10 protein-coding genes and 1 pseudogene are annotated in these 16597 nt (G+C 57.1%); 9 read left to right on the top strand and 2 right to left on the bottom strand.

Annotated features, from left to right (window positions below):
• The first annotated feature begins 89 nt into the window (after nt 1-89).
• Entirely contained in the window at nt 90-1010 is a 921-nt protein-coding gene (locus tag J5286_RS14950; RefSeq protein WP_209191092.1) for a DUF2971 domain-containing protein, read from the top strand.
• Between the two features lie 94 nt (nt 1011-1104).
• Here the strand turns inward: J5286_RS14950 and J5286_RS14945 are convergent, their stop codons facing one another.
• Nucleotides 1105-2376, bottom strand: a complete 1272-nt coding sequence (locus J5286_RS14945; RefSeq protein ID WP_209191090.1) for a hypothetical protein — start codon at nt 2374-2376, stop codon at nt 1105-1107.
• Nucleotides 2377-2675: 299 nt separating this feature from the next.
• Here J5286_RS14945 and recQ point away from each other — a divergent pair, with 299 nt between their 5' ends.
• Nucleotides 2676-4493 carry a DNA helicase RecQ gene (gene recQ, locus J5286_RS14940; protein ID WP_245206137.1) on the top strand — a complete coding sequence of 606 codons (1818 nt, stop codon included), beginning with the start codon at nt 2676-2678 and terminating at the stop codon, nt 4491-4493.
• Nucleotides 4494-4575: 82 nt separating this feature from the next.
• Here the strand turns inward: recQ and J5286_RS14935 are convergent, their stop codons facing one another.
• On the bottom strand, nt 4576-5037 hold the full coding sequence (locus J5286_RS14935) for a hypothetical protein (protein ID WP_209191086.1): 462 nt from the start codon (nt 5035-5037) through the stop codon (nt 4576-4578).
• 721 nt (nt 5038-5758) lie between these two features.
• Between J5286_RS14935 and J5286_RS14930 the strand changes: the two genes are divergently transcribed.
• The 7 genes and pseudogenes from J5286_RS14930 (at nt 5759) to J5286_RS14900 (ending at nt 16595) form a co-directional block, all read left to right on the top strand.
• On the top strand, nt 5759-6964 hold the full coding sequence (locus J5286_RS14930) for a hypothetical protein (RefSeq protein ID WP_209191084.1): 1206 nt from the start codon (nt 5759-5761) through the stop codon (nt 6962-6964).
• A 49-nt stretch (nt 6965-7013) separates the two neighbouring features.
• A complete protein-coding gene (locus tag J5286_RS14925) occupies nt 7014-9392 on the top strand; it encodes a hypothetical protein (protein WP_209191082.1) in 2379 nt (792 codons plus the stop codon).
• 2 nt (nt 9393-9394) lie between these two features.
• The gene (locus J5286_RS14920; protein ID WP_209191079.1) at nt 9395-11773 is read left to right on the top strand and encodes a site-specific integrase; all 2379 of its coding nucleotides are present in this window, start codon (nt 9395-9397) and stop codon (nt 11771-11773) included.
• A complete protein-coding gene (locus J5286_RS14915) occupies nt 11770-12285 on the top strand; it encodes a hypothetical protein (RefSeq protein ID WP_209191077.1) in 516 nt (171 codons plus the stop codon). Before J5286_RS14920 ends, J5286_RS14915 begins: the two co-directional genes overlap by 4 nt.
• The gene (locus J5286_RS14910) at nt 12266-13855 is read left to right on the top strand and encodes a site-specific integrase (RefSeq protein WP_209191075.1); all 1590 of its coding nucleotides are present in this window, start codon (nt 12266-12268) and stop codon (nt 13853-13855) included. The genes J5286_RS14915 and J5286_RS14910 overlap by 20 nt, the downstream gene beginning before the upstream one ends.
• Before the next feature lie 65 nt (nt 13856-13920).
• A pseudogene (locus J5286_RS14905) lies at nt 13921-15315 on the top strand (RecQ family ATP-dependent DNA helicase); the annotation flags it as partial.
• A gap of 92 nt (nt 15316-15407) precedes the next feature.
• Nucleotides 15408-16595, top strand: a complete 1188-nt coding sequence (locus tag J5286_RS14900; protein ID WP_209191073.1) for a glycine C-acetyltransferase — start codon at nt 15408-15410, stop codon at nt 16593-16595.
• The last annotated feature ends 2 nt before the right edge of the window (nt 16596-16597 follow it).

The raw sequence follows: 16597 nt of genomic DNA, 5'->3' as shown, positions 1-16597 counted from the left end.
TTTGACGGCGATCAGGAGCATTCCATACATCCTAAACAGCAAGCCGCACCGCTCAAATGTCACTGCGGCAAGGGAACTTTCACCAAACAATGATCTACACCGATTTCGACGCAACCGTGGACTATGCTCCTGATTTCAGCTTCAACAATCGGAAGCATTTCTTCAAATACATGAGTACGCAGACAGCGAAGATCGTTGTCAACGCCGGAACCCTTAGGTGGTCACGCAGCGCGATGCTGAACGATCCCTTCGACATGAATTTCGACCTGCCACTCAAGCCGAACAGGGATGCTATAAAAACAGCCGCGCTGAAGGCGTGCTGGAAGCAATTTGTGTCCGACACCGTGCCCGAGGATTCGACGCTCCACCCGGTGTTCGAGTGGACAAGATCGATCCCCGCTGATCAGAGGGAGCGTGCGTTCAAGACCCAGCTTCCAATTTCGATCGACGGGTGGCTCGACACCATGCAGATGTCGCTGCCGAGTATGCACGTGGACGCTGCACCTCTCTTGCGGGACTTGAAGATACTTAGCCTAACAGTTCGCCCTGATATCCCGACGATGTGGGCGCACTATGCTGACTCCTATCGCGGGGTAGTCTTGAGGTTCAAAAGTGCTGACAAGAAGTCGCCGTTCTTCATGGCAAAGCCAGTCGATTACGTGAGCGAGTTGCCCGATTTGTTCACGGACGAGGAGCTTATCGACCACATAACGGCGAGGAAGCTGATCACATCGAGGATGGCAGTCGACAAGATCATCTACACCAAGTCGATTCACTGGTCCTATGAGCAGGAATGGCGGATCAGTTTGGGTTCGGGTCGCGATAAAGACAAGCTATACGAGGACCAGTTCTTTGGCATGGAGGAGTTGGATGGGATCATCTTCGGACTTGGCACTACCGAAGATGATCGTGAGATACTGTCGATGCTCGCCAGAAAACATGAGCCTATGCAATTGATGCAACTGAAGCGGGACCGGGGCAGGTTTGGCCTCTATATCGAGAACCTTTGAAATCGACCTCGTGGTCGCGACATTGGAGGTTTGAACTGATGGGGTGGATGCCTGCCGGACGGGGGCATCCACCCCATCAGTTTAGAGTCTCATGTCAGAAGACATCGATCCCGTCTCCGTCGAGCCATGCTGGGATCTGAACGGCAACTGCGTCAGAATGCCTGGAGAACGTAGCTCTGATGTTGGAGAGGCTATTGAAGACAGCCCAAAGCAGTTTCTTGCGCTTCTCGTCGAACTCGGACGAATATGTATCTTTGCTGAAGCCGTGAGCTGGCTTCTGTCTAAGACGCCTTACCTCGCGCAGCGGTTCGATGACGACCTCTCGGAACGCCTGAGGATCCCACCAGGATACCTCTGTCCCCAACCACTCTTCCAGTAGGGTAAGCGTGCCTTTGCGCGACACTACGACCTTGCCATCCCTTCGTTCGGTTTCGCGTTCCAACGCGACCTTGCCTTCGAAGAACCGAACGTCGATTGAATCCGACAACATCTTGTCCAGGGCCATCACGAATCTGTTAAAATTCTCCCTGGTCGGACGAAGGAACGACGTAAGGTCAATCGGAACGTCTCCCACCGGCAGATCGCGAAATAGACTGCTCCCCCATATCGCCTTGCTGAGTTCCCGGATCAGGCGCATCTCCTCGACAATCGCGTTGCGGATTGATCGATTTGACCAAAAGTTCCCCTCGATGCTGGATCGGAAGTAGGGCTCGGACATTCTAATATCGCCGTCGGCCGTGTAGCTGTTCCAGTATTGCTGATGCTGGGGCGTCAGTGTTGCCAGATAGCGGAGGAATGCCACGACGAATGGTCGACGGTCCGGGGCAAAGCCCAATCCGAAGCTTTTGAGGTAGATCTTGTCTCGGTCGGGATGATGATTGTCTGCATGCGCTTCCTCGCCAATCGACATCCGGCCCATATAGTCGGCGAAATGAATCACATACCGGGGGTCGTTCACGTAGCGCTCAAGAACGCCCAATTCGAAGGCCCTGTAACCCAGTTGGGGCGCTGCTAGAAGCAAATCCTGGGTGAATGGGCGGTCCTGCCAAAGCGACACATCGGTTCGGGACTTCACCACATCGGCTGTCGGATACAGGCACGTGCCTGCCAAAGGTTCGGTTTTCAACATCTGGAGCTGCTCCACGACGGGGCGATCGGGGAAACGCTTGATATGCATATTCTCTGCTTGGCTGCTAAACACCGCAGTGATCTGTCCGCTCCCCACTATGTCCCCCAGCGCATCCCTTAATGCTTGCTCGTCTTGGACAGCCTCTAGTAGAAGTGATGCTGGAGTTCCATTGAATCCGTCGCGCTCCGCGCTTGCGATGAAGGAGTCGGCGATGAACTGGACTAGCGCGTCGCGCATGTGGCCTCATGTCGAATCGATTTGCGGGACGGGAGCCGAGCTTTCCTCATGCTGCGACGAGTTGCAACTTGGTAGTTTGCTCAATGAGTGGAACTCTGGCCGATGCCACCGTGGCCGATGATATGCGATGGCCAAACCAGTGGAATTCCTGCCGCTGTCCTGGGGCGGACGCGTTTGACTGTGCTAAACACTCTACGGGAGATCCTCGATTCCGGTCTAATGCCGGATCTCAAAGACAGGCAGGTGAAATGGCTCATTCGATTGACAACGTGTTTGACGGGGCGGGTCGCACGCGTCGCATGCCGAAATCGAATCCATTGGACGTGCTGCAGCGCGTATGGGCCTACCCGGATTTCCGGGGAATGCAAAGCGACGTAGTCCGGAACGTCATCGCTGGCATCGACACTCTCGTCCTCTTTCCAACGGGGAAGGGGAAATCGCTGTGCTACCAGCTTCCGGCCTTGTGTCTCGACGGCACGGCGATAGTGGTTTCGCCTCTGGTTGCTTTGATGCGTGATCAGGTTGAGGAGTTGCGGGAGTTAGGGGTCTGTGCGGGCGCTCTATGGTCCGAGCAGTCTTCGGACGACGCCATCGACGTGAAGCGGCAGCTTCGTTCGGGAGACCTGAAGCTCCTCTATGTCACGCCTGAGCGGATTGCGACGGGTAGCCTGGATTCGATGCTCGGCAATGGAGGGATTTCCCTGATTGCCGTCGACGAAGCGCATTGCATCAGTGCCTGGGGGAACAATTTCCGAAAGGATTACCTAGCTCTAGGTCGGCTGAAGGAGATGTACCCCAGCGTGCCGATCGTGGCGCTCACCGCTACCGCCGATCCGAGAACGCAGCAGGACATCGTCAACCTGCTCAACCTCGTCGCCCCCGAGATTTTCATCGACAGCTTCGACAGGAAGAACATCAGCTACGAGATCGTCCCCCGCAGCAATCCTCGGACTCAGCTTCTCGATTTCTTGCGGCGCCACGAGGGCGAGAGCGGCATTGTCTACTGCTTGTCCCGAAAGAAGGTCGAGGAGACTGCGGAATGGCTCAATGAAAATGGGATCCGCGCAAGGCATTACCATGCAAAGCTAGATCCGGCCGTGAAGACCGCCAATCAGGATGCCTTCCGTATGGAGGAGGGATTGTGCCTAGTGGCGACAGTCGCGTTCGGCATGGGAATCAACAAACCCAATGTCCGCTATGTCGCCCACCTTGATCTTCCGTCTTCGGTAGAGAGCTATTATCAGGAGACGGGCAGGGCAGGGCGCGACGGTTTGCCTTCGGAGGCATTCATGGTCTACGGAATGCAGGATATCGTCCAACGCGGGCGGATGATCGACGAAGGCGATTCAAGCGACCAGGTTAAACGGATCGAACGCGCCAAGCTAAACGCTCTGGTCGGCATATGTGAAACCACAGCGTGTCGTCGGCGATCAATACTTGGACATTTCGGTGAGGAACATCCAGGGCAGTGCGGAAACTGTGACACCTGCACGAAGCCGATCGAGACCTGGGATGGCACTGACGCGGCGATCAAAGGTCTGGCCGCGATCTACAGGACCGGAGAGCGCTTTGGGGTGGGTCATGTCATTGACGTCCTGATTGGGAAGGTGACCGAGAAAACGAAAAGGTTTGGACACGTAGAGCTTGCCGTGTTCGGTGCTGGAAAGGAGTTCAGCGCGGGATCTTGGCAATCGATATACCGCCAGCTCCTCACGTTGAACCTAATCAGGATTGAACACGACGAGTACGGCGCCATGAAGCTGCAGGAGGCCGCCGCAGCGGTCTTCAAGAAGGAGCGCGTGGTGACGCTTCGACGGGATCGCTTGGTAACCCGGAGCACGCGAGCGCGCGGCGACACTTCAAACTCTCTATCCCGCTCAGGACTTTCTGCCGAGGATCGCGAAGTCTTCGAGGTTCTTCGCCAGGAGCGACTTGAGCTATCCAGGGAGCTAGGCGTGGCCCCCTACGTCGTCTTTCCGGACACGACCTTGATAGCCCTCGCCACGCGTCGTCCTGAGGTTTTGGAAGAGATGCTGGAGATATCTGGAATAGGGCAGACAAAACTGGAGCGCTATGGTTCGAGATTTCTCAGAGCCCTGCATTCAGCGATCCATTAAATACTGTCGATCAAAACTGCGCTGATCGGGGGATGACATGGAGCGTAAAGCCCGACGTCTTCGTCCGCGACTTAGCGATGTCTCACTCTGGCGGATTGACGAGCGTCCAGCCTTCCGAGCGAATATGACGAAACTCTGGCTGGTTTCGGAGTGCCGAACGGATTAGGTCGACCGGATTGACGGTCTGCAGCAAAAGACCTTTGGCCTCCATGCGCTCTTTCAAATCGAGCTGCATGATGGGCTTGCCGGCTTCCCGGAGAATCACCTTGGCGAGTTGCCTGATCTGTTCGGATTGCTTGCCGGGCCGCCCGGGTTGGGCAGTGGGATACTTTTCCAGTGAGAGCGGTTTTGCCGCAGGCCGAAACTGACGCATTTCCTCGAGCATGGTCCGCAGGTTCTCTGCACGCTTCTTGCCGAGAGCGATCTCGGCCTCCCTTTCGACGAGGAAGGCCCTCCATTCTGCAAGTTCGGATTCTCTCTCCAGAATTTGCTTTTCCAGCATGTCGAGAGTGATCGCGAGCTGGTCGGCGGCAGGATCGGACAAGGAATAAATCTCCAGTAAAAATCCGAATAGTATGGGAGCCTTACTACTTGTGAGTAGGAGGACTCCTTGTTAGGTTGCTCCTCGAGAAAACGATTCGGGCGAGTCCCCTGGAAAAGCACCCGCCCGAATATGCAACCCAGCCATTGAGAAAGGGCAGGCATGAGCCATTGGTAAAGTAATATTCTCCATTTCGCCAGCGATTTTTCTATGCAACCAAGGCACTCCCGTGCCTTGCAGCTAAGTATCGATTATTGCTGCGATTTCCCAACTAACTTTGCGATGACGACGCCAGGAGCGGACGAAGAGAACTCGTGCCTTGATTGAGCCGAGTGCCTCTTTGTCATCCTAGGAGCCGAATCAGTGCGCTCTCCGAATGGTGCGCCCGAGCCTTGGTATTCCTCGTCGTCCTGACACTCCCAATGCATGGTGCCTGGGAGGTTGCTAACCTGTGACAATTTGGAGAAAGCATGGAGCCGAACCCCTGTGAACTAGGCGGAAGTCGCTATCCGTTCCGCCTAATCGCCCAGTACTTCCACGTGCAGAGCTGCCGGCAAACACAGTTGCGTTGCCACTTAAGACGCATGGCAGTTATCAGACTGGCAGCGTTGCGTGTAATGGGACCTCTAAGCGGTAATTTGAACTATTTCCGACACGGTTCCCGCAGCCGTTCTTGCCAGCCTCTTTCAAGATGCCTTCGCTCCTCCACTAAGGAGCGAACCCTATGATAATCGACTTTGAATCCGGCAGAATCCCAAAGCAGCTCGCGAGGAAGCTCCAGCGAATAGTCGAGGAATGGGGAGACACCCTAAAGTATACCCATGCCTTGATTATCGTCTCGAGGATGTTCGGGCATGAGAACTATAGTGCGTTGGACGGTCGTCTTGGTCTGGCTGATCCATCGATCCCCGACGGCGAAGCTTGCGCCGCAGAAAGGGAAAAGCGCTACCACCAGTACGTTCGAGTCCTCTCGGAAAATGACTTCTCTCTTGAGGAAGCCGAGATTGTTGTCAATACGGTTTACTGCGGGAAATGGTGGCGGTTCAACACCGAACGACCAAGTAATCAACCTCAGGAACCGCATATCCAGGCCGTCGGTGAGCCAATTGAGTTTCGAGACGAGGGTGTGGTGAAACGGTTGCGTCGCGTTCTGAAGGCATCGATCAAGGAGACAGGCGTAGATCCTGGCGTGGGAGTGAGGCATCTTATGGCGAAGATGTTTGGTCACCAGACCTTCGATGCCATGATAGCGAGTGCGGCGAAAGGAAATCCTTCCGTTCCGGATTACCAACTATCGCCGGAGGCCCTTGATCGACGCGTCATAGGATATCTCTCAATCCTTGAAGCTGTAGGATTCGGTCGGGAGAGCGCTATGAAAATTCTCCGGAAAGGGGAAGGCGGCTGGCTCGGGATCGAGGAAAATGAGTGGGAGGCATTGCGTCAAAGTCGCCGTGCCGACCGGTTGGAGCATGGCTGGCGACCGAGATGGCGTCCAAGGCGACTTGTTACGGAAGAAGAAGGTCCGTCGCCAGCTGGAAGTGGTGGCGCGAGTCCAATCCCTGACCGCCGCGTTGAGCACGGTCATCCTCGTGCACAGCTCTTGGCCGCCCCTATCTCTGGAACTGATGGAACGCCGGTGAACATCGCAAGAATAGGGCCCATAAAGTCGCTCGCCCGATCGATCGAGGAACTCCAAAAGCAGGATTCGCAGCCTGCCACCGAGCTCGTCGAGCGCGTGTCCTTCTTGAAATCGGTCAAAAAACGGCGGGAACGCGAACTAGACGAAAGGCTCCACGCAGGATTCGTCGAGGGGGATGCTCCCCCTCGAAGACTTCTCAACGTGCCGAAAAGGCCGAGGCCGGCTGCGGACCTCGACTTGGATAGGGACGAAGTCGGACGCACTGATCCGAGCTCAGAGCCCAAGACGTAACTTCTCGCGGCCAACGGGCCGTCCCATCACCCACATCAGGAAACCGATCATGAACACCGCAAAACATGTGTTTGCGGGCGCGAGGACGCTCGCCCTGCAGGCAGAGGAATTTCAAGAATTGTATCCGCAGCTTGCTGCCGACGTCGCGGAATATGTGTCCTGCATAAAGTCGCCTATTAAGAGAAAGGCCCGCGAGCTAAGTGTCAGGCTAATCCTAGGATTCATAGAGGAGGAGGAATCCTTCCACGGACTCCGAGATCACCTTCGCAATCCGAAGGCGGCCGCTGATCAAAATTTGTACACGGACGAGCTTCGCGACGCTGTTCAGCGTTCACACAAAAGGCTCGTTGGATCCGGTTTGTACTCTGCAGGGGCCGCCCGTGAACATGCGCGCAAGGGCATCGGCGTGTTCCGATGGCTGGCGGAGGCCAAGGGCAATTATCCTGCGCTCCCCCGGGGAGTCCAACTGGAAAGGGCGCCACGGCAAAATCGGTTGAGAAACAACAAGGGTGCGGAGCCACCAATCGACCCGATGAGCGTCGAAGAGATCGGCTCGCTTCTTGGCGCGACCTTCTTGACCGACCTCACCGCATTCGGCGGGGTACGAAACGCGCGCGGCACCGCGAAGTCATTGGGTTTCCGGTATCTCATGGCCTTCCTGAAGGCGAATCCTTCGAATTACTCGGACACGCTTCTTACTGCTCTTTCTGGTGATCCGAACACGACTTGCGAAGCGCCGGTCGTGAAGGCCGTGATCGACGAGTGCGAAGCATTTCTAAGGAAATCTGGAGCGTTTGCGCATCCAACCCTTTCGAGCCTCATGCGAAATTGCGGCTATCTCTTCGAGTTTCTCGCAGAGCTGAAGGGGCGGGCATACCCTCACTACAGCCGGCGATACAAGAAGTTTGGACATATCCCGACCGAGGGAAAGACAATTGCAGACATCGATATCGTGGGCGCAACCCATCTTACCGGAGCGCCACGGCTGCGTCGATCCATGGAAATCGTTCGTGACGCTGCCATGGAGGTCGTTCGATCAAACGTCCGCTATTTTAAGGCTATGGCCCCTGCGCGAGACGATCAGTTGCTTGTTGGTGCCTCCAAGGCGGAAGTGAAGGCGTTCAGTGCGGTCGCGACGGTCTTGCGCGCTGAGGTTCGAAGCCTGGAGGCAACGAGAGTATCTCAGTTTTCCAAGCTTGGCCTCCGAACCAATGGCCGTGCAGTCGATAAGGCGATGACCGTGCTGGCTGATCCGGTCGTCTGGCAGCAAATGGGCGTTAGCGAATTCCTGCCGAGCGCCGATTGCTTGTCGTTCCAGCAGATAATGCAGCTGGTATGCGCTGCCATCGGTGCGACGAACGAAGCCGTTCTGGCGTCGAAAGTCGTGTTTGCAACCGAAACGGGATGGAACGCCCAACCGATCGAAGACATCCCAGGCGAGTTGTTTGTCTTCAGGCTCAAGGACAAGGCGGGTATCGCTAGCGCGAGTTTTGTGAGCGTGTTCAAGAAACGGGCCGGACATCACGTGCAGGCGTTTCTCGAGCATTCGACCCTATCTGAAGGTCGTGGAACGGATGCGTTGGCGACCTGGGAGGATGCCGAGCGCGACCGCCCGTGGCAAGACTTCGATCAACGACATCTTCTGAGCTATACCAGCCCTGCGTTCGAGATGATCGAACTCATGCGGCCGTTGATGGAGCCGCTCACAGAACTTACGTCGGACGAAGGGACAAGGTCTCGCTTCTTCAAGTATCTGGGTTGGAACACCGCCGTTTCGACAAATCAGGGAAGTATCAACTCCCAGTTCAAGACCGGTGTGCTCGGAACCAGAGGGCTTTCACTAAAGCTAATCCGAAAGTCATTTCTCGAGTTCAACATGAGAGTCGTCGGCAGCGTCGAATCTCTTCGTTCGGTGGCGGATCACGCAGGGACCGGGGTGCTGCTGCCACACTACCTGAATTCGAAGGAGATGAGGCGCGAACTCGAACAGAGCACCCGGTTCTTCCAGAACGCAATACAAGCGCTGATCGCTGCCGAGGTCGGCAGCCCCCTTCAAGTCGCCATGTCAGCCGAGGAACAGGAGTGGTTCTACAATTTGGCCATGGCGTCAGGGGTCGGATCCGCATGTGGCTACGGTGTCACTATGCCCGTCGTGAATGTTCCCAGTTTGGTTTTCGACCCGACTGACGATCAGGTCCGATCACTTTTGGCCCTCAGTCTGTCCCTTGATGCTGAGGAACCGAATGCCAATCCTCGCCGCTGGCGGCTGATCGGGATTCCCCTCCGCGGCTTTATCCAAGCCATCGAAACCAAACTCAAACGAGCCGGTGCCAGTCGGCTGCTCACGCGAATCTGCAAGGAGCTCGTCAACGATGTCCGCGCAGCTAGAACCGTGCTGCCACCATTGAATCTTTCAGGAGGTTACTGATCATGAACCGAGCCCAATATGAGGCCTGCCTCGCAAAAAAGTTCATTCCGGCGGCGATTGTCGCCACCCGACAATCTACGCCGCCGGGTGGTCGACGGGTAACACAAGGCTGGTCACGTGGCCGTAACAGAAGTCTACTGCACAATTGCTGGATCATCGCTACCGCCGATGGCACCAAGAAGAGGAAGGAGGTCGAGCACATCGTGTCCTTCGACACTGCGATCGACTTTCCCGCCGTATGCTTGTCGGATGATGCGTTCAACGCTGACCGGCTCACGAAAAAGACGTTGACGCTTTCCTGCCTCACGACCGGACCGCGCGATAACGGTGCCCTGGATGCCACCTACACCGCCCAGATTCTTCGTAAGTACGATTGGGTGCTCCGGAATCGCATCGCGGAAGGGTTCTCTTCGTTTGCAAAGATCCCGAGATCATTCGCCTCTGATCTGTCGCGGCGGCTTACGCGCGGAGGGGTCCTTGCGCTTGTGCCGATCGAAGAGAGGCTTGAGCAGATGTTCGAGCAATATGGTTCCGAGCCACCGGGTACCCATTCGGAGCTTGCGAAGCTGCTTGGGGTTACCGCGAACGCTCTCGCGCGGTCGTCCAACTTTAAGCTAGCGTTGCGAGAGATCTCCAGCCTTCAGGGCATCGAGACGGCAACGTTCCGCCTCCTTTCTCCAGAACCCAACGTAAGTGACCCTGACGAAGGAGGCAGTGAGGAAGACGATCCAATGTTGAGCATCGTGTCCGATGCTGCGGCCAGGAAGAACTTGGCGTACTGGCTCGAGATTCTCGAATTTTTGTTTCGCCTATCAAGTCGCGAACTGGCGCACGATCGCCTGCAAGATCCTTTCGAGGAAATGTCGGTCGACGCGATCCTCGCGCGCGATGGCAAGGAAAACGACCGAACCGCTACTATCCTCCCGCAGGATATGTTGCGAGCTATGACAGCAGCGGCAAAATACGTCGCGATGTATTCTACTTATGTCATCGATGCGCTCCAGAAATGCAGGGACTTCCAAGCGGGTCGCACGACTTCCAACGTGCCTGAAGCTATCGGGCCTGCAGGAGGAAAGCTTGTTTATCCGCGATTCGACCTTGGATCGACTATTCTTCCCAGCAATGTCATTTCGCTTGATGAGGCCATCCGCCACCTATTCGCCTCCTCCGCGATACTGATCGGGGCTTTCGCCGCGCGGCGCGACATTGGTGTGCGAAGTGCCCACTTTGGGTGCCTCACTGATGATCCGGCCGGTATGCTTCTGATGTCCCTCTACATTGCGAAGACGGTCAAGGATCGCGTCGATGTCCCGGTCCCTGAAATCCTACGAAATGTCATCGGCGCCCTTGAGACAATCTCCGCCGATACTCGAGCAGCGAGCGGCAAGGATTGGCTTTTCGAAGTGGCGATCGATCCAAAGAATTTGAAGCGGATGGTCTCTTCGCGATTCCATCAAACAATTAACCAGTTCTTGGAATTCGCCGAGATAGCTCCACCAGAGGGTCAGGAAACCTGGGATCTGAGCATACATATGCTCAGGCGAGGATTCGGCATTTGGTATTTTTACGGCTTGACGGGCGGCAGCACCGACGCACTGTCGATGATGTATCGTCACAACGATCCATATATGACCCGCGTCTACTTTACGTCGATCTTGCCTGGCGAGATCAACCGCTTGGAGAAGGATCTCGCGGCGCGCTTACAGAACTCCATCGCAAACCGAACGATCGATGAGCAGACCTGGCTCGACGGCGCCTACGAGCGTCTGTCGTTCCTAAAGACCCACCTGAAGGCATTCAACGAGTTGCGATGCGAAGCATTCGTGGAGAAGTTGATCGGAATATGGCGCGGAACCGAAAGCGTAATCGGTGCGGGCGGGAGGGCGCTGTACAACAGCGTGAATGCGATCGCCGAGCGCGCGATGGCATCGGTCCGGATCGGATCGCGCGCCAATGATCCCGACGCACTGCAAGTTCCGCTGCTCCAGCGATTTGTCGACTACGCAAACGCCCACTTTCTCGAACCGGTTCTGGGCACAAACATGTGGTGTGCGGCGGATCCTAACAATCCGGCCGATCGTGCTGAGGCTGCTTGCCTCAAGTTGAAATCTAGGGGATCGGCTCCTTGGGTGAAGAAAGACGTTCCTGAGGACTTGATGCCGGACTTCGATTTTGCATGCAACCGGATCTGCCTCGGCTGCCAGTTCGGCGTTGCCTTCAACGATGGGCAAAGGGCGATCCAGGCGGAAGTCGATCAGCGTCGGCATGCTGTCGATCATGCCGCGACGGCTGCGTTGAAGGATGAGGGGGGGCAGCTCCTGGCGGAACTCGAAGCCGACATAGCCCGCGCAGGTCCCGTTTCGCGAGGAGGTGGCCTGTGAGCGACGAAGAAATCTGGGATGGGGAAATGACCATGGCTGAATTCAAGAGGCTGGATCCAGCGCTCCAACGAAAGCGCATCGACACATCATTGATGCGCAAGGTCGCTGAGCTCCAGCGGTGGGCCGCCAAGGGCGTCCCCCAAGGATTCGACTGGCGAAAGGTCGGATCCTCTCGCGTCAAGCTTCGGCAGTGGCACGATCCAAAAAAGAGACTCTGGGCATGGAGCGACGACACGCCCGATCATCCGCGTGGCCGCAACCGCGGGCTGATTGCGAAATGGAGGAAAGCGAGAGACCTGCTGCGTGTCAACAGATCTGCCACCATTCGCCCGGTAAAGGAGGTCCTCGCGGAGAAGGTGCAAGCGCTTGAATTGCAAAACATTCTCCTGATTGCCGAGAAGTCGTCGCTCGAAATGCGGCTGCGCCGTGCGGAAGAGATATTGTCGATCAAGGATTCGACGGTCGCATTGAAGCGGAAGCGGAGAAAAGCCAATGCGCTACCTTCCGATTGATTTTGAGATGGGTAGAACCCAACAGGGATTCTTCTGGCAGTCGGAAAACATGTCCGACATCCCGGTCATCAAAAATCCCGACGGCTCGATTTTTGAGCCGTCCCTCCGCTACTTTGGCTACGGATGGCTGCAGAAGATTTTCAAGTCGAAAAGTTCTATGGAGCCGGATTCATATTCGATTCGTGAATACCTGTGTTACCTGCGGAACGCGGGAATTGATTGGGTCGATGGCGGCCGAGACGAAAACCTTCGATCATTTCGAAACTCATTCTCGGAAAGGGTCAAGGAACGCGAATTGGCGTCCGCGCAAGTCGAGTTAAAGCTCGAACACGTGTTTCGCTTCTATCAGACCATACACAAGGCGATGCCATTTTTGGGGGGCAATCCGACTCCGCAGTTCGTCGGCGATAATGATGTCTCACCGATCACCACCCGTCGTGCTGGGGAGACGTTGCGATGGAGCGGATGGAACAAGGTTGTCCGACGCTCCTCCAGTAGGCCGACGCCAAGTTTCGACGATGTAGAGCGTATTCTTGACCATCTTCGGGCGGCCGCAATGGAGCCGCTCGACGGAACCTGGGAGCAGACGTTGCGAGTCTTTGCGGCCGAGCGCAATTGGCTTGTGGCCTGCTGCGAAGCCAGAGCGGGACTTCGCCGCGTTGAAATTCGGAACCTTTCGCTGCTGAAGGTAGCCGAAGCACTGTCGAAGCACCGGATCATCACGATGCCGACTGGTCGCTGGCGAAACGACGCTCACCCAAATCCTATTAACGATGCAGTCCATGACAAGGCGCTGCGAGCACAGATTATAAGCCGCATCGAAGGATTCGCTGCTCAGGGAAACACGACGCTCAACGTCGATGTCTATACCAAAGGCGGAAAGGAACGGTCGGTCGAGTTTCCACTTGATCTTGTGCTTAGCTTGCTGGAGGTCGGCGTTTGGAGCGTCAGGAAAGCGCTATTTGCGCATTGGGAGGCTGAGGGGAAGACCGATCTCGACCATGACGCGATCTTCATATCCTCGACAGGAAACGGTGTGAGGCTTGGCCTCAAGCACATTGGTGACATCGTCAAGGATGCGTTCAGTGAGCTTGATATCGCGGGCAGCGGCCATCGCCTTCGCGCTTATTATTTGACCGAGATGGCCTGGTTGCTGTGGAATCAGGAATTAGCAAAAGCCGGGTACCGTCCAGATATTGCTGTCTCAAATAATGTGATGAATCGCCTGGCCGAGCTCGCAGGTCATAAAAGGCCATCCACGACTGAACGCTATTATCTTGATCAAGCCCGGGATCGGCACAAAATGAAGGCAAACCAGCCTTCGGTCGAGGCTCGGAAGGATATGATGAATGCCCTCATCTCCGTCAGTTGGCGCATGGAGCCGAACGAATGCAATCTTCTCCGGCGGGTTATCTACGCGTTTGATGACTGTAAGGACGATCGGTTCTACCGCGTCATTGAGGCCGCGATGGACAAGTATGTCCTCCCCAAGGATCGGCCCGTCGAGAAGAGGGTCCCTCATTTGAGGGTAGTCTCCGACCAAACGGTCGATAGGCAGAAAATCAAGTGATATGGTTTTCCTTGTAAGTTGCTGTTATTTAATCGTGACCCAGATATTTTCTGGAGTCGATCCGCCAAAAGCACTGCGTATCCCAATGGGGCCACGACTTCCGGCCGGAGTATCGTGAACTCGGCAAGCTCGGCGAGCTTTATCCCGGCGTTCCCCGCATCGCGCTGACGGCGACGGCCGATCCGCATACGCGTGACGATATCGCGGCGCGCTTGGGCCTCAATGGCGCGAAGATCTTCACCACCAGCTTCGACCGGCCGAATATCAGCTACGAAATCGTCGAGCGCGACCAGCCGCGCCAGCAACTGTTGCGGTTTCTGGCTGGCCACAAAGGCAATAGCGGCATCGTCTACTGCCTGTCGCGCGCCAAGGTCGAGGATACGGCCGAGTGGCTGAACGGCCAGGGTATCCGGGCGCTTGCCTATCACGCCGGCATGGACCGCGCCGTGCGCGATGCCAACCAGGATGCCTTCCTCAAGGAAGAGGATCTCTGCCTCGTTGCGACAGTCGCCTTCGGCATGGGGATCGACAAGCCGAACGTGCGCTATGTCGCGCATCTCGATCTTCCGGGCTCTGTCGAAGCCTACTACCAGGAGACCGGGCGTGCAGGGCGCGACGGTCTGCCTTCCGAGGTTTGGATGGCCTACGGCATGGCTGACGTGATCCAGCGCGGGCGAATGATCGACGAGGGCGGTGCCGCCGACGAGATCAAGCGCGTCGAACGCTCTAAGCTCAACGCGCTGCTGGCCATCTGCGAGACGGCGTCGTGCCGGCGACAGGCGATCCTGTCGCATTTCGGCGAAAGCCATGCCGGCAATTGCGGCGGCTGCGACACCTGCCTGAAGCCGGTGGAGACCTGGGATGGGACAGATGCCGCAATCAAGGCGCTGGCGGCGATCTACCGCACGGGCGAGCGTTTTGGCACGGGGCACGTCGTCGATGTCCTCATCGGCAATGTCAACGAAAAGACCGAGCGCTTCGGCCACACCGAAATGCCTGTGTTCGGTGCCGGCAAGGATATCGCCGCGCGCACCTGGCAATCCGTGTTCCGCCAGCTTCTGGCGATGGGTCTGGTGCGTGTCGATCACGGCGCCTTCGGCGCGCTGAAGCTGGAGGAGGGCGCGCGCGCCGTGTTCAAGCGCGAACGCGAGGTGTTCTTCCGCAAGGACCGCCCGGCCTCCGAACGGCGGCCGAAGAGGGCGGCGCAAGCGGAGCGGCGCTCGGTTCTGTCAGGCTCCGACGACGCGCTGTTCGAGGCGCTGCGCGCCGAGCGCACCGCAATCGCCCGCTCGCTCAGCGTCCCACCCTACGTCGTCTTCCCCGATACGACGCTGATCGCCTTCGCCACCGAGCGGCCGCGCACGCACAAGGAACTGCTCGGCATTTCCGGCGTCGGACAGTCGAAGCTCGAGCGCTATGGGGACGCGTTTTTGGAGGTGATTTTGGGGTTTGATGGGTGATCCCGTGACGGATCGGCTTTGGTCCCGCCAAGACAAACGGATGCTGATATGTTAGTGCGATGGCATCGGGAAGTCTCAAAGAAGGGCCACCAATGACCTCGCAGTTCCTCTCCCATTTGCGCACCGAGCTTGCTGGCCTGAAGGAGGCCGGGCTTTATAAGGCGGAGCGTGTCATCACCTCGAAACAGGCGGGTGAGATCGCGATTTCATCCGGCGAGCGGGTGCTGAATTTCTGCGCCAACAATTATCTCGGCCTTGCTGACAACGCGGAGCTGGCGGAAGCCGGCAAGAAGGCGCTCGATCGCTATGGCTATGGGATGGCTTCGGTGCGCTTCATCTGCGGCACGCAGGAGGAGCACAAGCAGCTCGAGGCCAGGATTTCGTCGTTTCTCGGGATGGAAGACACGATCCTTTATTCCTCCTGCTTCGATGCCAATGGCGGCCTGTTCGAGACTTTGCTTGGCGAAGAGGATGCGATCATCTCGGATGCGCTGAACCATGCCTCGATCATCGATGGCGTGCGGCTCTCCAAGGCCAAGCGCTTCCGCTACGCGAATAATGACATGGCGGCGCTCGAGGAGGAGTTGAAGAAGGCCGAGGGCAGCCGGTTCAAGCTGATCGCCACCGATGGCGTGTTTTCGATGGACGGGATTATCGCCAACTTGGGGGGCGTGTGCGATCTCGCCGAGAAGTATGGCGCGATGGTCATGGTCGATGACAGTCACGCGGTCGGTTTCGTCGGCAAGCATGGGCGCGGGTCGGCCGAACATTGCGGCGTCGAGGGGCGCGTCGACATCATCACCGGTACGCTCGGCAAGGCGCTGGGTGGGGCATCGGGCGGCTATACGTCGGCGAAGGCGGAGGTGGTGGAGTGGCTGCGGCAGCGGTCGCGACCTTATCTGTTTTCCAATACGCTGGCGCCGGTGATTGCGGCGGCGTCGCTGAAGGTCTTCGACCTGATCGATCATGGCGATGCTTTGCGGGCGCGGTTGTCCGCCAATGCGGACCTGTTTCGCTCGGAGATGACGAAGCTCGGCTTCACGCTTGCCGGCGAGGGGCATCCGATCATTCCCGTCATGCTGGGTGATGCGAAGCTGGCGCAGGATATGGCGGCGCTGATGTTGAAGAAGGGCGTTTATGTCATCGGCTTCTCCTTCCCCGTGGTGCCGAAGGGGCAGGCGCGTATCCGCACGCAGATGTCGGCGGCGCATTCGGTCGAGGATGTCGAGCGGGCGATTGCGGCGTTTGCCGAGGCTGGGCGGGAGTTGGGTGTGATTTAGCG

This window comes from Rhizobium sp. 16-488-2b (assembly GCF_017741815.1).
In the GTDB taxonomy this organism is placed as follows: domain Bacteria; phylum Pseudomonadota; class Alphaproteobacteria; order Rhizobiales; family Rhizobiaceae; genus Rhizobium.
The sequence above is the reverse complement of the archived record's forward strand: the minus strand, read 5'-3'. Positions and strand labels throughout refer to the sequence as shown.